Here is a 16,283-nt window from a genome sequence, read left to right as displayed (position 1 = left end):
TTACCAGTCTTTAACAATACGTTTCTTTACCCCTTTTGCCTTTTTATTTTTCAACTTATCCTGGGTATTCTTCTCTTCATTTTTTAAGGCTTCAAGCATTCGCTCAGCATCTTCTTTTGATAATTTATCAGCTTGTGGCTGTTGCCCCTGCTGATCCTTTTTATCCTGATCATTTTTATCCTTGTCTTGCTGATCTTTCTTTTCCTGATCCTTCTTGTCCTGGTCTTTCTTATCCTGATCCTTTTTATCTTGATCTTTCTTGTCCTGTTCTTTTTTATTCTGATCCTTTTTATCCTTATTCTTATCCTTATTGTCCTTTTCCTGCTGCTGTTGCTGCTTTAACTTTTCCTGAGCATAAGCAAGATTGTAACGCGTCTGGTCATCTTTAGGATTATTCATTAATGATTTCTTGTAGGCTTCAATACTTTCTTCCAGCTTTTTAGATTCCAGCAATGAATTTCCAAGGTTATGATAGGCTTGTGCCTTTACAGATTTATTATCAGACGTAGTAGCAATCTCATTAAATTTCTGTGCAGCATTATCGAACTTCTTCTGTTTATATAGGGCGTCACCAAGATTAAAATTACCGGCTACAGACTCCTTTGTTTTCTCTACAGATTTCCTGTAGCTAGCCTCTGCTTCTGCATATTTCTGCTGTTGATATAGCTTATTACCATTGTGGATATCTCTCTTTTCTTTTTGAGCAAAGACAACGGATCCCTGTAATACTATATATATAACAATGATAAATTGCTTCATGACCTCACTTCAAATAAATTCAACTCACTCAATTTTAGATTTCTACGGTTAGAAATGAAGAATTCCAAAACCAATAACAAAAGCGCAAATCCAACAAAAAACTGGAATCTGTCTTCATAATTCTTAAAGTTCTTACTATCGTAGGTCTTCTTCTCCATTTTATTCACCTGATCCATCACAATGTTTAAACCGCTGTTAGCATTGCTTGCTCTCACATAAACACCTTGACCTGCTTCTGAAATCTCTTTACACATTTCTTCATTTAACTTGCTGACTACCGTTTTACCTGCTTCATCTGTATGAAAGCCTACAGGCTTTCCATTTTTATAAATCGGAACAGGCGCACCTTCAGGTGATCCCAAGCCAATAACATGAATGGCAACATCTTTTGCACTGGCAGATTTAGCAGCAGAGACTGCATCGTCTTCATGGTTTTCACCATCAGTCATCAAAATCATGGCCTTACTGGTGCCATTTACAAAGTTAAAGGACTTCATCCCCATATCTATTGCAGCCCCGATAGCCGTACCTTGTGTAGGAACAATATCTGTTGTGATATTATTTAAGAATAACTTAGCCGCAGAATAATCAGTAGTAATAGGCAACTGCACATAAGCATCTCCTGCAAAAATAATGATACCTATGCGGTCGTTGCGTAAATTATCTATCATTTGAGAGATGGCCCGTTTGGCATTTTCTAATCTATTTGGAGCCAGATCACCGGCCAGCATACTATTCGATACATCCAGCAAAATCATCAGATCTGCTCCATTACGCTTCCCTTCTTCAATTTTAGTTCCGATCTGAGGATTTGCTATTCCTATTACCAATGAGGCATAAGCCAATGCGAATAAACTGAACTTCCAAACCGGTCTGCTTAAAGAAACTTCAGGCATCATTCTTCTAACAGTATGTTCGTCGCCCAACGACAATAATGCCTTCTTTTTCCATCTGCGAACCACCAGAAAGATAACCACCATCAAAGGGATTAACAGTAGTCCCCATAAAAAATCTATGTGTTCAAAACGTAACATATCATTAAGTTAAGGCTCCTTTAAAAATTGTATTTCTTAACAAAAACTCCAACATCAGCAATCCCAATGCAATCAACAAAAATGGGACAAAACGTTCCGTTTTTTTATGGTATTGAGTAACGGCAATCTTCGCTTTCTCTAACTGATCGATCTGCTGATAAATCTTTTTCAGTGTGGCATTATTAGTAGCACGGAAATATTGTCCACCTGTTAATTTGGCGATATTCTTCAATACTCCCTCATCAATAGTCACCGGTACTTGCTGATACTCGGTACCAAAAGGTGTTTTTACAGGGTAAGGTGCATAACCTTTAGTACCAACGCCCACTGTATAAACCCTCACATTCATTTGCTTGGCAATTTCTGCTGCCGTTAAAGGTGGTATAGAGCCTGTAGTGTTAGAACCGTCTGTAAGCAAAATCACCACCTTACTTTTAGCATCACTTTCTTTTAAACGGTTCACTGCTGTCGCCAATCCCATTCCAATAGCTGTTCCGTCTTCAATCATTCCATTGTTAATCTCAGCAAAAAGATTAATCAGTACATCATGATCAATAGTGAGCGGACACTGAGTAAAGCTCTCACCACTAAAAATAACCAAACCAATACGGTCTTCCGGACGGTCTTTTATGAAGTCGATAGCAATTTGTTTACCTGCTTCCAAACGGTTTGGTTTTAAATCTTCGGCAAGCATACTTCCCGAGATGTCGGTAGCTATGATAATATCAATACCTTCAGTAGTAGAATTTTGCCAACTGAAAGCAGATTGTGGTCTAGCTAAGGCAAGAATCAATGCAATAAATGCCAAAATACGCAATACAATTCCGTAGTGCCTCAAGCTGGCATATTTACTTTTTTTAACTGATGAAAATCCTTTTACAGCCGACATCCGTAAACTTCCCTGAAGCTTATTCTTCCTCCAGATATTCCAACCTATCATCAAAGGAATGATGATCAGCAACCAAAGAAAGCCTTTATTGGCAAATTCAATTCCGCTAAACAGGTTCATTATTGTTATTTTGTACTTTATGATCTGTAAATGGAGCAGGTTTTGTGTTCATTACAAAACTAATCGCATTTTCCATACTCTGTTCATTTTCAATATTTAAAGGGCTAGCCTTTGCAAACTTCACCAGATCAGCCAACAAGAGCATTTGCCTTAAGCCATTTCTTTGCTGTTCAGGGATTTCAAGATGTCTTAATCCCGAAAATATCTCCTCGGAAGTCTGTTCCAAAGCATTGATATGATACCTCTTTTCCAGGTAATCCCTGATGATATCTGTTAACTCGCTATGGTATTCTTTTACTTTTCCTTGCTCCCAAAGTTTCTCCACTTTCAAAGTACTTAGCTTTTCTAAAACCTGGATATCCAGTGGCACAGCAGGTTTGGCTGGTTCAACTTTTACCGGCCTGTTTTTACGTTTTTTTATCAGGTACCATATCAGTGCTGCAATAAGCAAAACACCTAAAACCGAAAATGCTACTAATTTTTTATTGTCCCTTAACCAATCCATAAATGAATAGCTCACGGCTAATGGCTCTTTAATATCATAAATAGCTTTTGTGGTATCCACTTTTACTTCGGCTACCTCTAAAGGAATTGCTTGTGTAGTGAGATTCCCATCTTTACTCCCAAAAGCATAGGACGGAATCATATGCAGGCCAGAATCAAATGATGTTATGGTATATTGCCTGCTGATGGTCGTAATCCCTGGATTTTTTTGGTCAGAAAGGGTATCAGTCTTGCCCATTTCTACAATCTGTACTTTCGAGGAAATAGTATCTGCAAGTACTGGAAAATCTACATTAGCATTCACTGGCAAATGTGCCTTTAAACGCAAAATAGTCTGATCTCCCAGCTTGATACTAGTCTGGTCCAGTGTAGCCTCAACTTTTATTTTCTGAGCATTTGCCGTATAAGTTAAACCGGCTAAACACAAGATCAAACACCAGCTGAAATTAAAATATTGTTTCATATCCTTATCTCCTGGTTTCCCTTTTCTTAAACAAAGTCATTAATGGTTTAATATAAGATTCATGGGTACCGATTTTGGTAAAATCTACACCAGATTTCCTGAACTGCTCTTCCAGCTTATCGTTTCTTTCCAATGCCGCTGCTGCAAAAGCAATGCGCACATCTCTATCTGCTGTATTTACCCATTCAATCTGACCAGTTTCTTCATCTTTTATCGGAATCAACCCTAAATTCGGAAAGGTTTCCTCATGCTTATCATATAATCTTAAAGCAACCAGATCATGTTTTCGATTGGCAATTTTAAGTTCATTTTCAAAAGGACCACTCATAAAATCTGAAATCAAAAAAGCCGTACATCTCTTTTTTATGGCGCTGGTAAAATAGCGTAATCCCTCTGCAACATTGGTACCTTTGTTCTCCGGTTTAAAATCTATCAGCTCTCTGATGATCATCAGAATATGGCTTCTACCTTTTTTCGGTGGAATAAACTTTTCCACCTTATCACTAAAAAACAGTACCCCCACTTTATCATTGTTCTGTATTGCAGAAAAAGATATTACGGCACAAAGCTCAGTAGCTAGCTCCTGTTTCAACTGAACTTGTGTTCCAAAGTTCTTTGATCCACTCACATCTACCAGCAGCATTACTGTCATTTCCCTTTCTTCATCAAATACTTTTACGTAAGGATGGTTGAAACGGGCCGTTACATTCCAATCGATGGTACGGATTTCATCCCCTACCTGGTATTCCCGCACCTCGCTAAAGGCCATACCACGCCCTTTGAAGGCTGATTGGTATTCTCCAGAAAAAATCTGATTACTTAAGCCACGACTCTTTATCTCGATCTTTCTAACTTTCTTTAACAGGTCTTTGGTATCCATAATTAAGGCACTTCTACAGCATTTAATATTCCTGTAATGATGGTTTCTGTATTGATATCTTCAGCTTCTGCCTCATAAGATAAACCTATACGGTGTCTTAAAACATCATGACAAACTGCTCTTACATCTTCCGGGATTACATAACCACGTCTTTTGATGAAGGCGTAAGCTTTTGCTGCTAATGCAAGGTTGATACTGGCACGAGGGGAAGCTCCAAAACTGATCAGATTTTTATATTCTGGCAGCTTATAATCACCAGGGAAACGGGTAGCGAAAACTATATCAATGATGTATTGTTCGATTTTCTCATCCATATACACCTCTTTAACTACCTTTCTTGCTCTTAAAATATCATCAGTATGAACAACTACATTTGGTGTCGGCATTCCCTGAGGTGCAATATTTGCACGCATAATTTTCTTTTCATCTTCCTTTTTCGGATAACCGATCACTACTTTCAGCATAAACCTGTCTACCTGAGCTTCTGGTAAAGGATAGGTTCCTTCCTGTTCTATCGGATTTTGTGTTGCCAAAACAAGAAATGGCTTTGGCAGCGGAAAAGTATTGTCGCCGATAGTAACCTGACGCTCTTGCATCGCTTCTAATAAAGCACTTTGCACTTTCGCCGGCGCACGGTTAATCTCATCGGCAAGGATAAAATTTGAAAACAATGGTCCCTTTCTAACTATAAATTCTTCTTTCTTTTGATTATAGATCATTGTACCAAGCAAATCCGCTGGTAATAGATCTGGTGTGAACTGAATCCTGCTAAATCCAGCGTCAATTGCTTTCGACAAAGTATTGATCGCTAATGTTTTTGCTAATCCTGGGACCCCTTCTAATAAAATATGTCCGTCAGCTAATAAACCAATCAGCAAACGTTCTACCATATACCGCTGACCAACAATCACTTTATCCATTTCCATGATCAGGAGATCAATAAAAGCACTTTCCTTTTGTATCATTTCATTCAGTGCACGGATATCTGTTCCATACGAAGAATGCTCAGTAATATTAGTTACTTCTTCCATTTATACACACATTTTTATTTATTGCGAAAATTAGACAAACTTATTTTTTTCGCAGCAGCAAATAGTGAAATATAATGTTAAAATATGTTAAAAAGGGAATTTAGGCAGACTCTTCGGAGACTGGAATAAGTTTTTTTCTTTTTGAAGGAAGAAAAAAATTAATCCTATGTCTCCTCTGAGCAACCAAAATTCCTGGTCAAAACTCAGATCCACAGTAAAAGACCTAAATAAAGCAGCAAATGATAGCAACAGGTCTTGCAAATCGTTTGTCATAGTTGCATGACTTATTAAATTGCACGATCATATAATATGCATAGCAGTATATTGCCACAATTACTGTAGTACAGATTATCAGGCCGTTGAGTTAGCCTTAGCTTAATTTCGCAGAGCAGATCTTTTGATAAGCGCCATCCCATAATTCAATCCTCTTTTGAAGGGATCTAATGGTTGCGGCTTCCGCAGCTTTCCAATAGGATTCACTCTCGCCACAAAGCTCTGAAGTCATAGCCAGGGCCAGGTGACTGTGATGATCGCCATCTACTTCAATATGACGGTCTAAATAGTATTTAAAGAGAGAGATCTGATCAGGAAATTTTCTGTTCAGGTCATTTACGATAGTTAGAAACATATTTGGAATCAAATCCTCACGTCCAAATGTAAAGGTGCTGGCTTGTAAATGTGCTGCTCCGCTATTAATTATTTCAAAGGTATAATCTACAAATTTTCTGGCCTCTAATGGGGTATTAGCAGTGGTATATGCCTCCTCAAAATTACCTGTAGCTTTTAACGTTTCAATAAATTGGGTGATATCATTAATATTTGCACCGCATTGTTGCATGGCATCAAGGTACATTTCATAATGACTTTTTTGAACACCATGTGCGTCAATATCTGATTCTTCACCAGCAACAATTTCATTGATCAATGCTCGTGTACTACCAGAACCTACAGGAAACCATGGTACATTTGTAGAGGTTAGATTGATCTGTAAAGATTTCAACAAAGACATGAAGTCCCACACTGCATATACATGATATTCCATAAAGATTCGTAAATCCTTTAGGTCTTCAATTACTGCATATACTTTATGATTAATGATTTGTTCCCTTAATGGGATAATTGATGTTTGTATGTTTTCCAGATGCCCGTTCATTACGTCCCCCTTTTTATTTAGGCTGCAAATGTAAAAGTAAATCTTGATTGTTTGTTAATGCACAAAATTTCATTAATGCTAGTGCAAAATTTCAGACGTAAATTCAGACCATAATTTTAAATAAAAATAAAATACAGAATAATATTCTAATTCCATAAACACAAATAACATATTATTCTTTTGTGTGTAAATTTGCGACTTAAACAAAACTAACTTACATAAAGAAAAATGAGCATAAACTCCTTATCATCAGGCGAAAACCAAACATTGGAAAAATTACTGGAAGAAGTAAAATTGAATACCGGACATTTCATGGGATATCCTGTATCCAAAGATTTCGACTATTCAGAATTGACCCCTTTTCTGGAATATCCTATGAATAACCTTGGTGATCCATTTGTTCCATCCACTTATGCTGTTGGTTCTCGTGAATTAGAAAAAGAAGTTGTGCAATTCTTTGCCGATCTATTCAGAGCACAAACTGACGATTGGTGGGGGTATGTAACCAATGGTGGCTCTGAAGGAAACCTTTATGGCTTGTACCTTGCCAGAGAGCTACATCCAAAGGGAATGGTTTACTACTCAGAGGCTACGCACTACAGTGTACAAAAGAACCTGCACCTATTGAATATGTCTAACATTGTAATTAGTACCCAAGACAACGGAGAGATTGATTACGAAGATCTGGAAAACACCATAAGAATGAACCGTCATATGCCTGTTATCATTATGGCTAATATAGGCACTACCATGACTGAAGCACGTGACGACGTCAGTAAAATCAAACTCATCCTAAAGAAACTGGCCATCAAACATTATTACATTCATGCAGACGGTGCCTTATCCGGCAGCTACAGTGCTTTAATTGAACCACGACCAGCATTCGATTTCGCTGACGGCGCTGATAGCATTGCCATTAGCGGTCATAAATTCATAGGATCACCCATGCCCTGCGGCGTAGTTGTAGCCAAAAAATCAAACCGCGACCGCATTGCCCGTTCTGTAGCCTACATCGGTAGTATGGACACTACTATTTCAGGCTCTAGAAATGGACATAGCCCACTCTTCTTATGGTATACCATCAAAAAACTGGGTATAACCGGCCTAAAAAAACGTGCTCAACATTGCCTTGAAACCGCCGCTTATGCAGAAGAAAAACTCAAAGAAATCGGTATCCCCGCATGGCGCAATGCCAATGCCATCACAGTAAACTTCCCTGAGCCTGATGTAAAAATCAGACAAAAATGGCAACTCGCAGCCGAAGGTGGCTGGTCGCACATCATCTGCATGCCCAACATCACTAAAAATCAAATCGATCAACTGATACAAGAAATCAAAGCCACAGAAATACCAGTCCTTTAAACGTCCTGCTATTATAAGCCCTGCTACTTAAACACCCTGCTGCTATACACCATGCTACTTATACACCCTGCTTGACAAAAAAATCACCTTCTCCGAAAGGACATAGGAACTTTGCCTTCTTCAGGCAAAGATTCCAGTCCTAGAGGAGAATGGTTATTTTTTCCCTTTTAATAGGTTTTTAACCTTTTTCGAATTACTATCCGCCACCAAATACATACACGGCACCAGGACCAGTGTTAAGAAAGTTGCAAAGCTCAATCCAAAAATAATCGTCCACGATAAAGGCCCCCAGAAAGCCACATTATCACCACCAAAATAAAGGTGTGGATGAAACTCCGTAAACATCGTCACAAAGTCTATATTTAGCCCTACAGCAAGCGGAATCAAGCCCAACATAGTTGCCGTTGCTGTTAACAACACCGGGGTCATCCTGGTGCGCCCTGCCTCAATCACAGCTTCCCGAACCTCCATCCCCTGACTCACCATCAGATCAGCAAACTCCACCAACAGGATCCCGTTACGCACAACAATTCCGGCCAGTGCAACAATCCCTAATCCAGTCATAACGATAGACAACTCCATTCTAAAAATGGTCACACCAAGCAATACCCCAATAATACTAAACAAGATTTCACTTAAAATCACAATTGGTTTAGTGATTGAATTAAATTGAAGCACTAGAATAATCAGAATGATAAACAAGGCACTAATTAAGGCAGTCCCTAAAAATGCCGCAGTTTCCAACTGCTCCTCCTGCTCACCAGCCATCTTAATTTCCACCCCGTCAGGTGCTTTAAATTCATTGATCTCAGATTGAATATTTGCTACTACCTCATTGGCATTATACTCCGATAAAACATTAGACGAAAGAATAATGATCCTTTTCTGCTGCTTACGCTTAATTCCACCATAAGTATTCACATAATCAATATCAGCAAAAGAAGAGATCGGCACCTGCCTGATGATACCATTCATAGCCATATCCCTATACGTAATCTTCATGTTTCTCAATGCTTCCAGATTATTCCGCTGATCCTCCTGAGCACGTACATTGATTTCATAATCATCATTTTCATCCCTGAATTTTGATATCTCCTTACCAAACAGTGCTGTCCGCAAGGCACCACCTATCTGAGCTGTTGAAATTCCCTCTCTATTTGCTCTCTCCCTGTTTATATCAAAAATAATCTCAGGCTTATTATTTTGAAAATCCGACTTAAGCTCCTCTACACCAGCAATCTGTTTATTATCCAAGTACTTTTTTAAGCGATCCGATGTTATCGCAATAGAATCCAGGTTATCACCGGTAATTTCAATACTGATTGGCTTAGCTGTTGGTGGACCACCCTGTTCCTGTGCCACACTAATTTCTGCACCAGGAATTCCCTTTACAGCATCACGAATTTTAGTAAGATAACCTGTGGTCGCTTCTCCAGTTCGTTTACCAAAAGGGACAAAAGCAACTGTAACTTTCCCCTTGTTGGCATATTCACCTTGATCTTCACCTTGTGGATCAGTAACTCCAACAGTCACGTTTGAAATGACAGAAGATACATCAGGATTATTGCGACCAACTACTTTAATAACTTTTGCTTCAATCTTTTCCACCACTTTACTTGTGTAAGCCTGGTCGGTACCCACAGGTAATTCGATATAAACATAAACAAAGTTAGGATCTGCAGTAGGGAAAAACACAACCCTTGGTGGTACTACACTGACCAGGAACAAAGTGAGAAAAAACAAACCTACTGTACTCCAGATCATGGTCCGCGGACGTTTTAAAGCCCAAACGATCAGGTTGTGATAACCATTAATTGCCTTAGGCCAAATCACAGTCTGGAATTTCTTAATCACCCTGCTCAGTACAAAATGATTCAACAGATAAAGTAAGGCCATCAATACCACAAAATTCCCTATTCCAAAATTAACAAGGTATCCCAGCAATGCTACTACAGTAAAAACCAGCAAAGTAATTTTAACAGCTCTATTAAAAGTGGGCTTATCGTTTTCATGATCATCATGAGGTTTCATAAAATCGACTGCAAAAACAGGATTTATGATATAAGCTACAACCAAAGAAGCAGAAAGGGTTACAATCAACGTAACTGGTAGAAAATACATAAACTCACCGATGATCCCAGGCCAGAACAACAGTGGAAAAAATGGAGCCAGGGTAGTCAATGTACCCGATAACACCGGCAAAAACACCTCCCCTGTAGCTGTTTTAGCAGCTTGAACAATAGGTACCCTTCCATTATCAAAAATACGATGCGTATTTTCCACCACCACAATTGCATCATCCACCACAATACCTAAACCTAGTAAAAAGGAGAACAGCACCATCATGTTCATGGTAAAATTGAAATCGAATATCCCCCCTAAAACAGGCATGGAAAGAAAAGCAATAAACATGGAGAGTGGCACAGATAAGGCCACAAACAAGGCATTCGTTACCCCCATGAAAAACATCAGAATTAAGGTAACCAGGATAAAACCAATAATAATGGTATTGATCAAATCATGTAGTGTTATACGAGTCTGGTCACTCTGGTCGCCAGTAATAGTAATATCAAGCTTAGAAGGCAATACCGTTCCTTTCATATCCTTCAACATAACATTGATCTTATCTGATGCCTCAATCAGATTCTCCCCGCTTCGCTTACGTACATTTAAGGTAATTACATTTTTGCCATACAGGCGGGCATAACTGTTTTGCTCTTTAAAGGAGTCCTTCACTTCAGCTATATCTTTCAAATATACAGAACCACCAGTCGGTGTTTTAACGATCATATCGCCAATCTCTTGCGCGTCTTTAAATTCCTTTTTAATGTTTAAGGTACGTAGCATTCCATCCATTTTCACAGACCCACCGGAGATGGTAAGATTTTCATATTGCACAGCATTTTCAATATCTGTAAATGAAAGCTGAGCGGATTCCATTTTACGTAAGTCAACATTAATCTGTATCTCCGGTTCCAATGCACCTACAATATCTACCCCGGCAATCTCTTTCAATCCTTCTACCTTATCCTCAATATCATCAGCATATTCCTTCAGTTTTTTCAGATCGTAATCACCTGAAATATTGATATACATAATTGGCAAATCTGAAAGATTGATATCCATAATCACCGGATCATCAGGCAGATCAGAGGGCAGATCCGTTTTTGCTTTATCCACAGCATCCTTTATTCGCTGTTTCGCATCTTTGATATCTACACCGGCATTAAACTCAGCAGTAATAAAAGAAAAGTCTTGAAATGAGCTTGAGGTTACTTTTTTTAAACCTAATGTCCCTCTGATTTCCTTTTCTAACTGTTTTGTAACCAGATTCTCCATATTTGCCGGAGATGTTCCATAATAAACTGTCTGCACAAAAATCTTAGGGATGACTACTTCTGGAAAATTCTCTTTAGGAAGACTCTGGTAAGAGAAATAACCGGCAATCATGAGTAAACATGTAAATACATAAATGGCAGTTCTGTTATCAATCGCCCAGCTAGACGGTCGAAACTCTTTATTAATATCCTTCATATCTTTTTATGAATAATCTTTTATAATTTAACAGAGTCCCCATCATTTAAATCCTGAAATCCTGTTATAATTACCTTATCACCAGCTTTCAAACCCGAAAGTACTTCTGCTTTACCATCAGATACTTTTCCAGTTTTTATATCTACTTTTTTTGCTGTTCCATTCATTGCGACAAAAACATACTCACTTGTTTCAGATTTCTGAATAGCATTTACAGGAACTACCAACGCCTTATCATTTCTATAATCTACAATCTTCAATACAGCTAACATATTCGGGCGGTACCTTTTACCTGAAGGTAATTTCACTTCAACATTAAACCCTCTTGATACCGGATCAATTACCTTTGCTGCAAATGAAATCTTTGCCTGTAAAGTCTCAGGTACATCAGGTAAGGAAACTTCAACATCATCTCCCTGGTTCACCTTACCTCCATAGTTTTCAGACACCAATGCTTTAACCTTAAGATTATTAGCATTTACCACTCTAATACCAGTATGCGAGCCAGGAGCAACGGAAGCACCTAATTTTAGCTCCATTGCATCTACAGTTCCCGAAACAGGGCTTTTAATTTTATTCATTGCAGCCTGCGACTTCAATCCTGCCAACTGTTTTTCTAATCCCTCCTTCTGACTTTTTGCCGTAAGAAACTGAACTTCTGTACCTATCTTCTGGTCCCATAGATTTTTCTGACGATTAAATACTGTAGTAGCCAGATCAAGTTGTGTCTGCATCTGAGCAACGCTCTGTTTCAAAACCTTATCATCCAGCTGAGCCAATACTTGTCCTTTATTTACGTGTTGTCCCACTCTTACAAAAATACCAGTCACTGTTCCCGGAGATTCTGGCATGATCTCTACATTATCTTCAGCATCAACCTTACCCTGTACCTCTACATAATTCCTGAAATGCGTTTCAGAAAGTTCAGACACGACAACATCTTTCGACTCAGCCTGAACTTTTTTCTGTCCCAAATCAGCTTCCAGTTTTTCTATTCTTCCATCCAGGGCAATACGCTCCTTTTTAAGCTTCTCTAATTCGGCCTTTTTATCTTTCGGCTTTTCTGAGCAGGAGGATAAGATAAGTGCTAATGCCAGGGTATATAGTGATGTTTTCATCGTTAAAACTATTTTTTGAGGTTAATAATTAATTCTTCCCGCCGCCTTTTCCAGATCAACTTTACTGATCAGCAAATCGTATAAAGCAGTGATGTAATGGTTTTGCGCCTCTTTAACTGCAGTTTCAGCATTGGTTACTTCCAAACTTGAACCAACTCCCTGCTCATATTTAATGCGGGTCACCCTTAATATTTCTTGCGAAAGTGTCAGATTTCGCTGTTGATTTTCAACTGAACGCAGACTGTTGATATATACTTTCTGCGCGACAGAAATTTCATTAGTAATTCCGTTCTTAGCATTGAACAACTCATTCTCAGTCTTCATGACCTCCAGTTTGGCATTACGAACCTGATAAATACGTTGTCCGCCGCTAATCAAATTCCAGGAAAGCGTAAGCCCAATTACAGAAGTAGGAAAACTCTGATCAAAATGCTTAGCAAATTCGTCCGACTGAAAGTTTTTTGATGCACTGGCAAAACCTCTTAATGTTGGCAAAAACAAGCTTTTCTGTCTTTTCAAATCCAACTCATTTAATTTTTTCTGCGTCTCTAACAATGAATACTCAATCCTGCTCCTATAAGCCGTTGTATCCGTTCCCATTACCGGAACAGGCTCTGCTCTCACATCGCTGATCTTATCTGTTAATTTAAGACTTGCCTGAACAGGCATTCCCATCTGAAATTTGAGCATATCGATATTCATCTGCAATAAGCGAATTACATTCTCTCTTTCCGTTTCCAGATTGTTCTTCAACACCTGTAACCTGTCTACATCAATCTTCTCCACAAAACCATTTTTAAACATGGCTTCAGTATCATTTAGTGATTTAGTAAGCTGGCTTAAATTCGCATCAATTAAGGAAAGTTGTTCTCCGTTTACCAATGCTCCATAATAAGCCTTAGTTACCGCAACTGCAGTTTCTATCCTGGTTCGTTTACTATTCCTTACAGATAGCTCCTTATAAGTTTTAGAGGCCTGTAAACCGACTATATAACTACCGTCAAATATCAGCTGGTTCAACTCAATACCCGCTGTTGAATTATACTTTGTACCAAACTTAACTGGTATAGGCGTACTTGAGGGAGGATTTGAAAATTCGCCAGGCAGTAAGGTTGTAGGCAACTTTAAAAAATCCTGAAAACTATATGAAGCAGAAACTTGTGGTAGCCCAATACCTACAGTTTGCTTCACTGTATTTCGGGCTATCTCTTCATCTATAGTTGAATTTAATACCGCTGTCTGATGTTTCAATGAATAATCTATCGCTTCTGTTAAGCTGAACGTATAGTTTAGATTATCCCTATCCTGGGACTTACTAATTGTACCTACCATTATAAACAGAAGTGCAATAACACAAGGTTTACATTTCATAATCATTCGTTATATAATCAAAGATAATTCGTAACCATTAAATCGTAAAGGTGTAATTCAGACAAATTAAGGGGCTATTGCGACATAAATATTCTGCTTTTTAGGATAAAAAAATCAAATCATAATTGAATATAATCATTTTCCAGGATTTTATAGCGACCTCGTAAATAACAGAAACAGCATAAAACAACAATAGCTGAAACGATCCAATTATCTGATCATTTCAGCTATACACCAATTTTAAACATCCTGCTATTTATACATCATGCTTGACAAAAAAATTACCTTCTCCGAAAGGACATAGGAACTTTGCCTCCTTCAGGCAAAGATTCCAGTCCTAGAGGAGAATGGTTATTTTTTCACTTTAATAGCGATCATACCACTATTCCTTGCTCCTCCAAACGGATCCGTCCTCAAAGAGAAAATCATTTTATATTTCCCTTCTTCAACCGGTACCTGAACCGAAGCTTTTATAATTACAGATTGTTTAGAACCGATAACCACATTTTCGATATCCGCATCAACAGCTTTAAACTCCCCCAAATCAGGACCATGCTTAAAGCCATATTCCAGATAACATTTCCACTTCTGATCAGCATTACCCAAAGAAATAGTTTCATCATAAGGGTTATAAACTTTCAAGTCCAGCATTAGAGTCTGACCAGCCCTTACTTCTTCCGGCACCACTAATGGATTTACAGAAACCTTTTGATACATTCTAACCTGATCTAACCAAGCTCCATAATAAACACCTTTGCTAGTCTTAATCGTATCCAACTGTTCAAATCCTGCATCCGGATGCGTAATAAAGTAAGCTCTTTTGTTTCTTAAGCTATCTTCCAATGGCCAAATGTCATATTGGTTCTTCCTATAATACCTGGAATCATAACCAAAACCTTTAGTACTATGGGTGTAGAAATTATACCTTGAAGGAATTTGAAAACTATTGCTAAATATCACAGGTGCATCACCTGCTTTCTCTTTTATACTTTTTGCCCAATCCTTGTTTCCATAATAATAATCTACAATTTTCACTTTCTTCAAAGCATCAATAGGGAAAATCAGGATCAATCTGACAAGAATTATAAGAAAGATATTCACTATAGCCAACCTTTCAAGCCATTTAGGAACAGGATACCTGGATATAGCCACATAAGCAAGAATCAACAAGCAAATCATCGCTGGCAAAGTCCAGTGTGCCTCAACCCTTCCTTTAAAGGTACTGATCAAAAAGAATATGAAAATACCTACACAATTAAATTTCACTGCACGGATAAATGCATCTTCCGGTTTTAACTTAACAGCAGATTTATACATGTACCAACCAACAAGCGGTCCGGCCAGTGCCAGTTGCGCCATGATATATTCAGTAGTAAAACTAAATTTATAATAAGCCGACGAACGATCTATTACATGATAATAAAAGGAAGGATAATTATTTTGAATCTGCCACCAGATATGAGGAATAAAGGCAATAATAGAAATGACTACAACAAACCAGAAAGTAGGCCTTTTTAATAATTTAAAGTTAGAAATAATGGTAAAGAACAAGATCAATATACCATGATATTTACTGTACAACATACCAGCTATAACCAGGGCCAGTAAAAATGCCCATTTAAACTTATCGGCCTCTACATAACGCTGATAGATATATAAAAACAATACCGTAAAAAAGAACAATGGTGCATCCGGAGAAGTAATAAATCCATAAACATGGAACAAGACGATCGACGAAAAAAGCAATACAAATAGCATAACATTATATGCATACTTGCTTACTATTTTCCATAAAAGGTAAACAGACAATGTACTTGTAATAACTGTAAGTAATCTCAATCCCAGGGTAGATGGAAATATTGCATCTCCAATTTTGATAAACAAGGCCACCATAGGAGGATGATCAAAATAGCCCCAATCTAAGAAACGTGAATAAACCCAGTAATAGGCTTCATCGGCATGTACCTCTACAAAAGTTGCCTGAATAATGTTGATTAAAGTCCATAGTCCTAAAAAAACAAACAAGGTTTGCTCAGCTCTTTTTCTTGTTTCCAACATTAATAGC

General features: G+C 38.1%; 12 protein-coding genes. 1 reads left to right on the top strand and 11 read right to left on the bottom strand.

Annotated features, from left to right (window positions below):
• The 7 genes from WC623_RS08555 to WC623_RS08525 all read right to left on the bottom strand — a co-directional run bounded on the left by WC623_RS08555 (position 1) and on the right by WC623_RS08525 (position 6,833).
• On the bottom strand, positions 1-759 hold the full coding sequence (locus WC623_RS08555; protein ID WP_372849956.1) for a tetratricopeptide repeat protein: 759 nt from the start codon (positions 757-759) through the stop codon (positions 1-3).
• Positions 756-1,793 (bottom strand): VWA domain-containing protein, encoded by a 1,038-nt coding sequence (locus tag WC623_RS08550; RefSeq protein ID WP_372849954.1) that lies wholly within the window; start codon positions 1,791-1,793, stop codon positions 756-758. The genes WC623_RS08555 and WC623_RS08550 overlap by 4 nt, the downstream gene beginning before the upstream one ends.
• A 4-nt stretch (positions 1,794-1,797) precedes the next feature.
• Positions 1,798-2,802, bottom strand: a complete 1,005-nt coding sequence (locus WC623_RS08545) for a VWA domain-containing protein (RefSeq protein ID WP_372849952.1) — start codon at positions 2,800-2,802, stop codon at positions 1,798-1,800.
• Positions 2,789-3,769, bottom strand: coding sequence for a hypothetical protein (locus WC623_RS08540; RefSeq protein WP_372849950.1), 981 nt, complete (start codon positions 3,767-3,769; stop codon positions 2,789-2,791). The genes WC623_RS08545 and WC623_RS08540 overlap by 14 nt, the downstream gene beginning before the upstream one ends.
• Before the next feature lie 4 nt (positions 3,770-3,773).
• Entirely contained in the window at positions 3,774-4,649 is an 876-nt protein-coding gene (locus tag WC623_RS08535) for a DUF58 domain-containing protein (protein WP_372849948.1), read from the bottom strand.
• A gap of 2 nt (positions 4,650-4,651) precedes the next feature.
• Positions 4,652-5,614 (bottom strand): AAA family ATPase, encoded by a 963-nt coding sequence (locus WC623_RS08530; RefSeq protein ID WP_372850570.1) that lies wholly within the window; start codon positions 5,612-5,614, stop codon positions 4,652-4,654.
• Positions 5,615-6,050: 436 nt separating this feature from the next.
• Entirely contained in the window at positions 6,051-6,833 is a 783-nt protein-coding gene (locus WC623_RS08525) for a DUF3050 domain-containing protein (RefSeq protein WP_372849946.1), read from the bottom strand.
• A 228-nt stretch (positions 6,834-7,061) separates the two neighbouring features.
• Here WC623_RS08525 and WC623_RS08520 point away from each other — a divergent pair, with 228 nt between their 5' ends.
• Positions 7,062-8,195: a histidine decarboxylase gene (locus WC623_RS08520; protein WP_372849944.1), complete on the top strand. Its 1,134-nt coding sequence runs from the start codon at positions 7,062-7,064 to the stop codon at positions 8,193-8,195.
• A gap of 153 nt (positions 8,196-8,348) precedes the next feature.
• On the opposite strand, the gene WC623_RS08515 is transcribed toward WC623_RS08520, so the two are convergent.
• The 4 genes from WC623_RS08515 to WC623_RS08500 all read right to left on the bottom strand — a co-directional run bounded on the left by WC623_RS08515 (position 8,349) and on the right by WC623_RS08500 (position 16,276).
• Positions 8,349-11,729, bottom strand: a complete 3,381-nt coding sequence (locus WC623_RS08515; RefSeq protein ID WP_372849942.1) for an efflux RND transporter permease subunit — start codon at positions 11,727-11,729, stop codon at positions 8,349-8,351.
• A gap of 20 nt (positions 11,730-11,749) precedes the next feature.
• The gene (locus WC623_RS08510; protein ID WP_372849940.1) at positions 11,750-12,847 is read right to left on the bottom strand and encodes an efflux RND transporter periplasmic adaptor subunit; all 1,098 of its coding nucleotides are present in this window, start codon (positions 12,845-12,847) and stop codon (positions 11,750-11,752) included.
• A gap of 21 nt (positions 12,848-12,868) precedes the next feature.
• Positions 12,869-14,218 (bottom strand): TolC family protein, encoded by a 1,350-nt coding sequence (locus WC623_RS08505; protein WP_372849938.1) that lies wholly within the window; start codon positions 14,216-14,218, stop codon positions 12,869-12,871.
• A gap of 351 nt (positions 14,219-14,569) precedes the next feature.
• Positions 14,570-16,276, bottom strand: coding sequence for an ArnT family glycosyltransferase (locus tag WC623_RS08500; protein ID WP_372849935.1), 1,707 nt, complete (start codon positions 16,274-16,276; stop codon positions 14,570-14,572).
• Between the last annotated feature and the right edge of the window lie 7 nt (positions 16,277-16,283).

Source organism: Pedobacter sp. (genome assembly GCF_041645105.1).
Taxonomy (GTDB): domain Bacteria; phylum Bacteroidota; class Bacteroidia; order Sphingobacteriales; family Sphingobacteriaceae; genus Pedobacter.
The sequence above is the reverse complement of the archived record's forward strand: the minus strand, read 5'-3'. Positions and strand labels throughout refer to the sequence as shown.

What these genes read in the sequence shown, in the direction of transcription:
- WC623_RS08555 (WP_372849956.1), bottom strand. Translation starts at nt 759, where the DNA reads ATGAAGCAATTTATCATTGTTATATATATAGTATTACAGGGATCCGTT.
- WC623_RS08550 (WP_372849954.1), bottom strand. Translation starts at nt 1,793, where the DNA reads ATGTTACGTTTTGAACACATAGATTTTTTATGGGGACTACTGTTAATC.
- WC623_RS08545 (WP_372849952.1), bottom strand. Translation starts at nt 2,802, where the DNA reads ATGAACCTGTTTAGCGGAATTGAATTTGCCAATAAAGGCTTTCTTTGG.
- WC623_RS08540 (WP_372849950.1), bottom strand. Translation starts at nt 3,769, where the DNA reads ATGAAACAATATTTTAATTTCAGCTGGTGTTTGATCTTGTGTTTAGCC.
- WC623_RS08535 (WP_372849948.1), bottom strand. Translation starts at nt 4,649, where the DNA reads ATGGATACCAAAGACCTGTTAAAGAAAGTTAGAAAGATCGAGATAAAG.
- WC623_RS08530 (WP_372850570.1), bottom strand. Translation starts at nt 5,614, where the DNA reads ATGATACAAAAGGAAAGTGCTTTTATTGATCTCCTGATCATGGAAATG.
- WC623_RS08525 (WP_372849946.1), bottom strand. Translation starts at nt 6,833, where the DNA reads ATGAACGGGCATCTGGAAAACATACAAACATCAATTATCCCATTAAGG.
- WC623_RS08520 (WP_372849944.1), top strand. Translation starts at nt 7,062, where the DNA reads ATGAGCATAAACTCCTTATCATCAGGCGAAAACCAAACATTGGAAAAA.
- WC623_RS08515 (WP_372849942.1), bottom strand. Translation starts at nt 11,729, where the DNA reads ATGAAGGATATTAATAAAGAGTTTCGACCGTCTAGCTGGGCGATTGAT.
- WC623_RS08510 (WP_372849940.1), bottom strand. Translation starts at nt 12,847, where the DNA reads ATGAAAACATCACTATATACCCTGGCATTAGCACTTATCTTATCCTCC.
- WC623_RS08505 (WP_372849938.1), bottom strand. Translation starts at nt 14,218, where the DNA reads ATGAAATGTAAACCTTGTGTTATTGCACTTCTGTTTATAATGGTAGGT.
- WC623_RS08500 (WP_372849935.1), bottom strand. Translation starts at nt 16,276, where the DNA reads ATGTTGGAAACAAGAAAAAGAGCTGAGCAAACCTTGTTTGTTTTTTTA.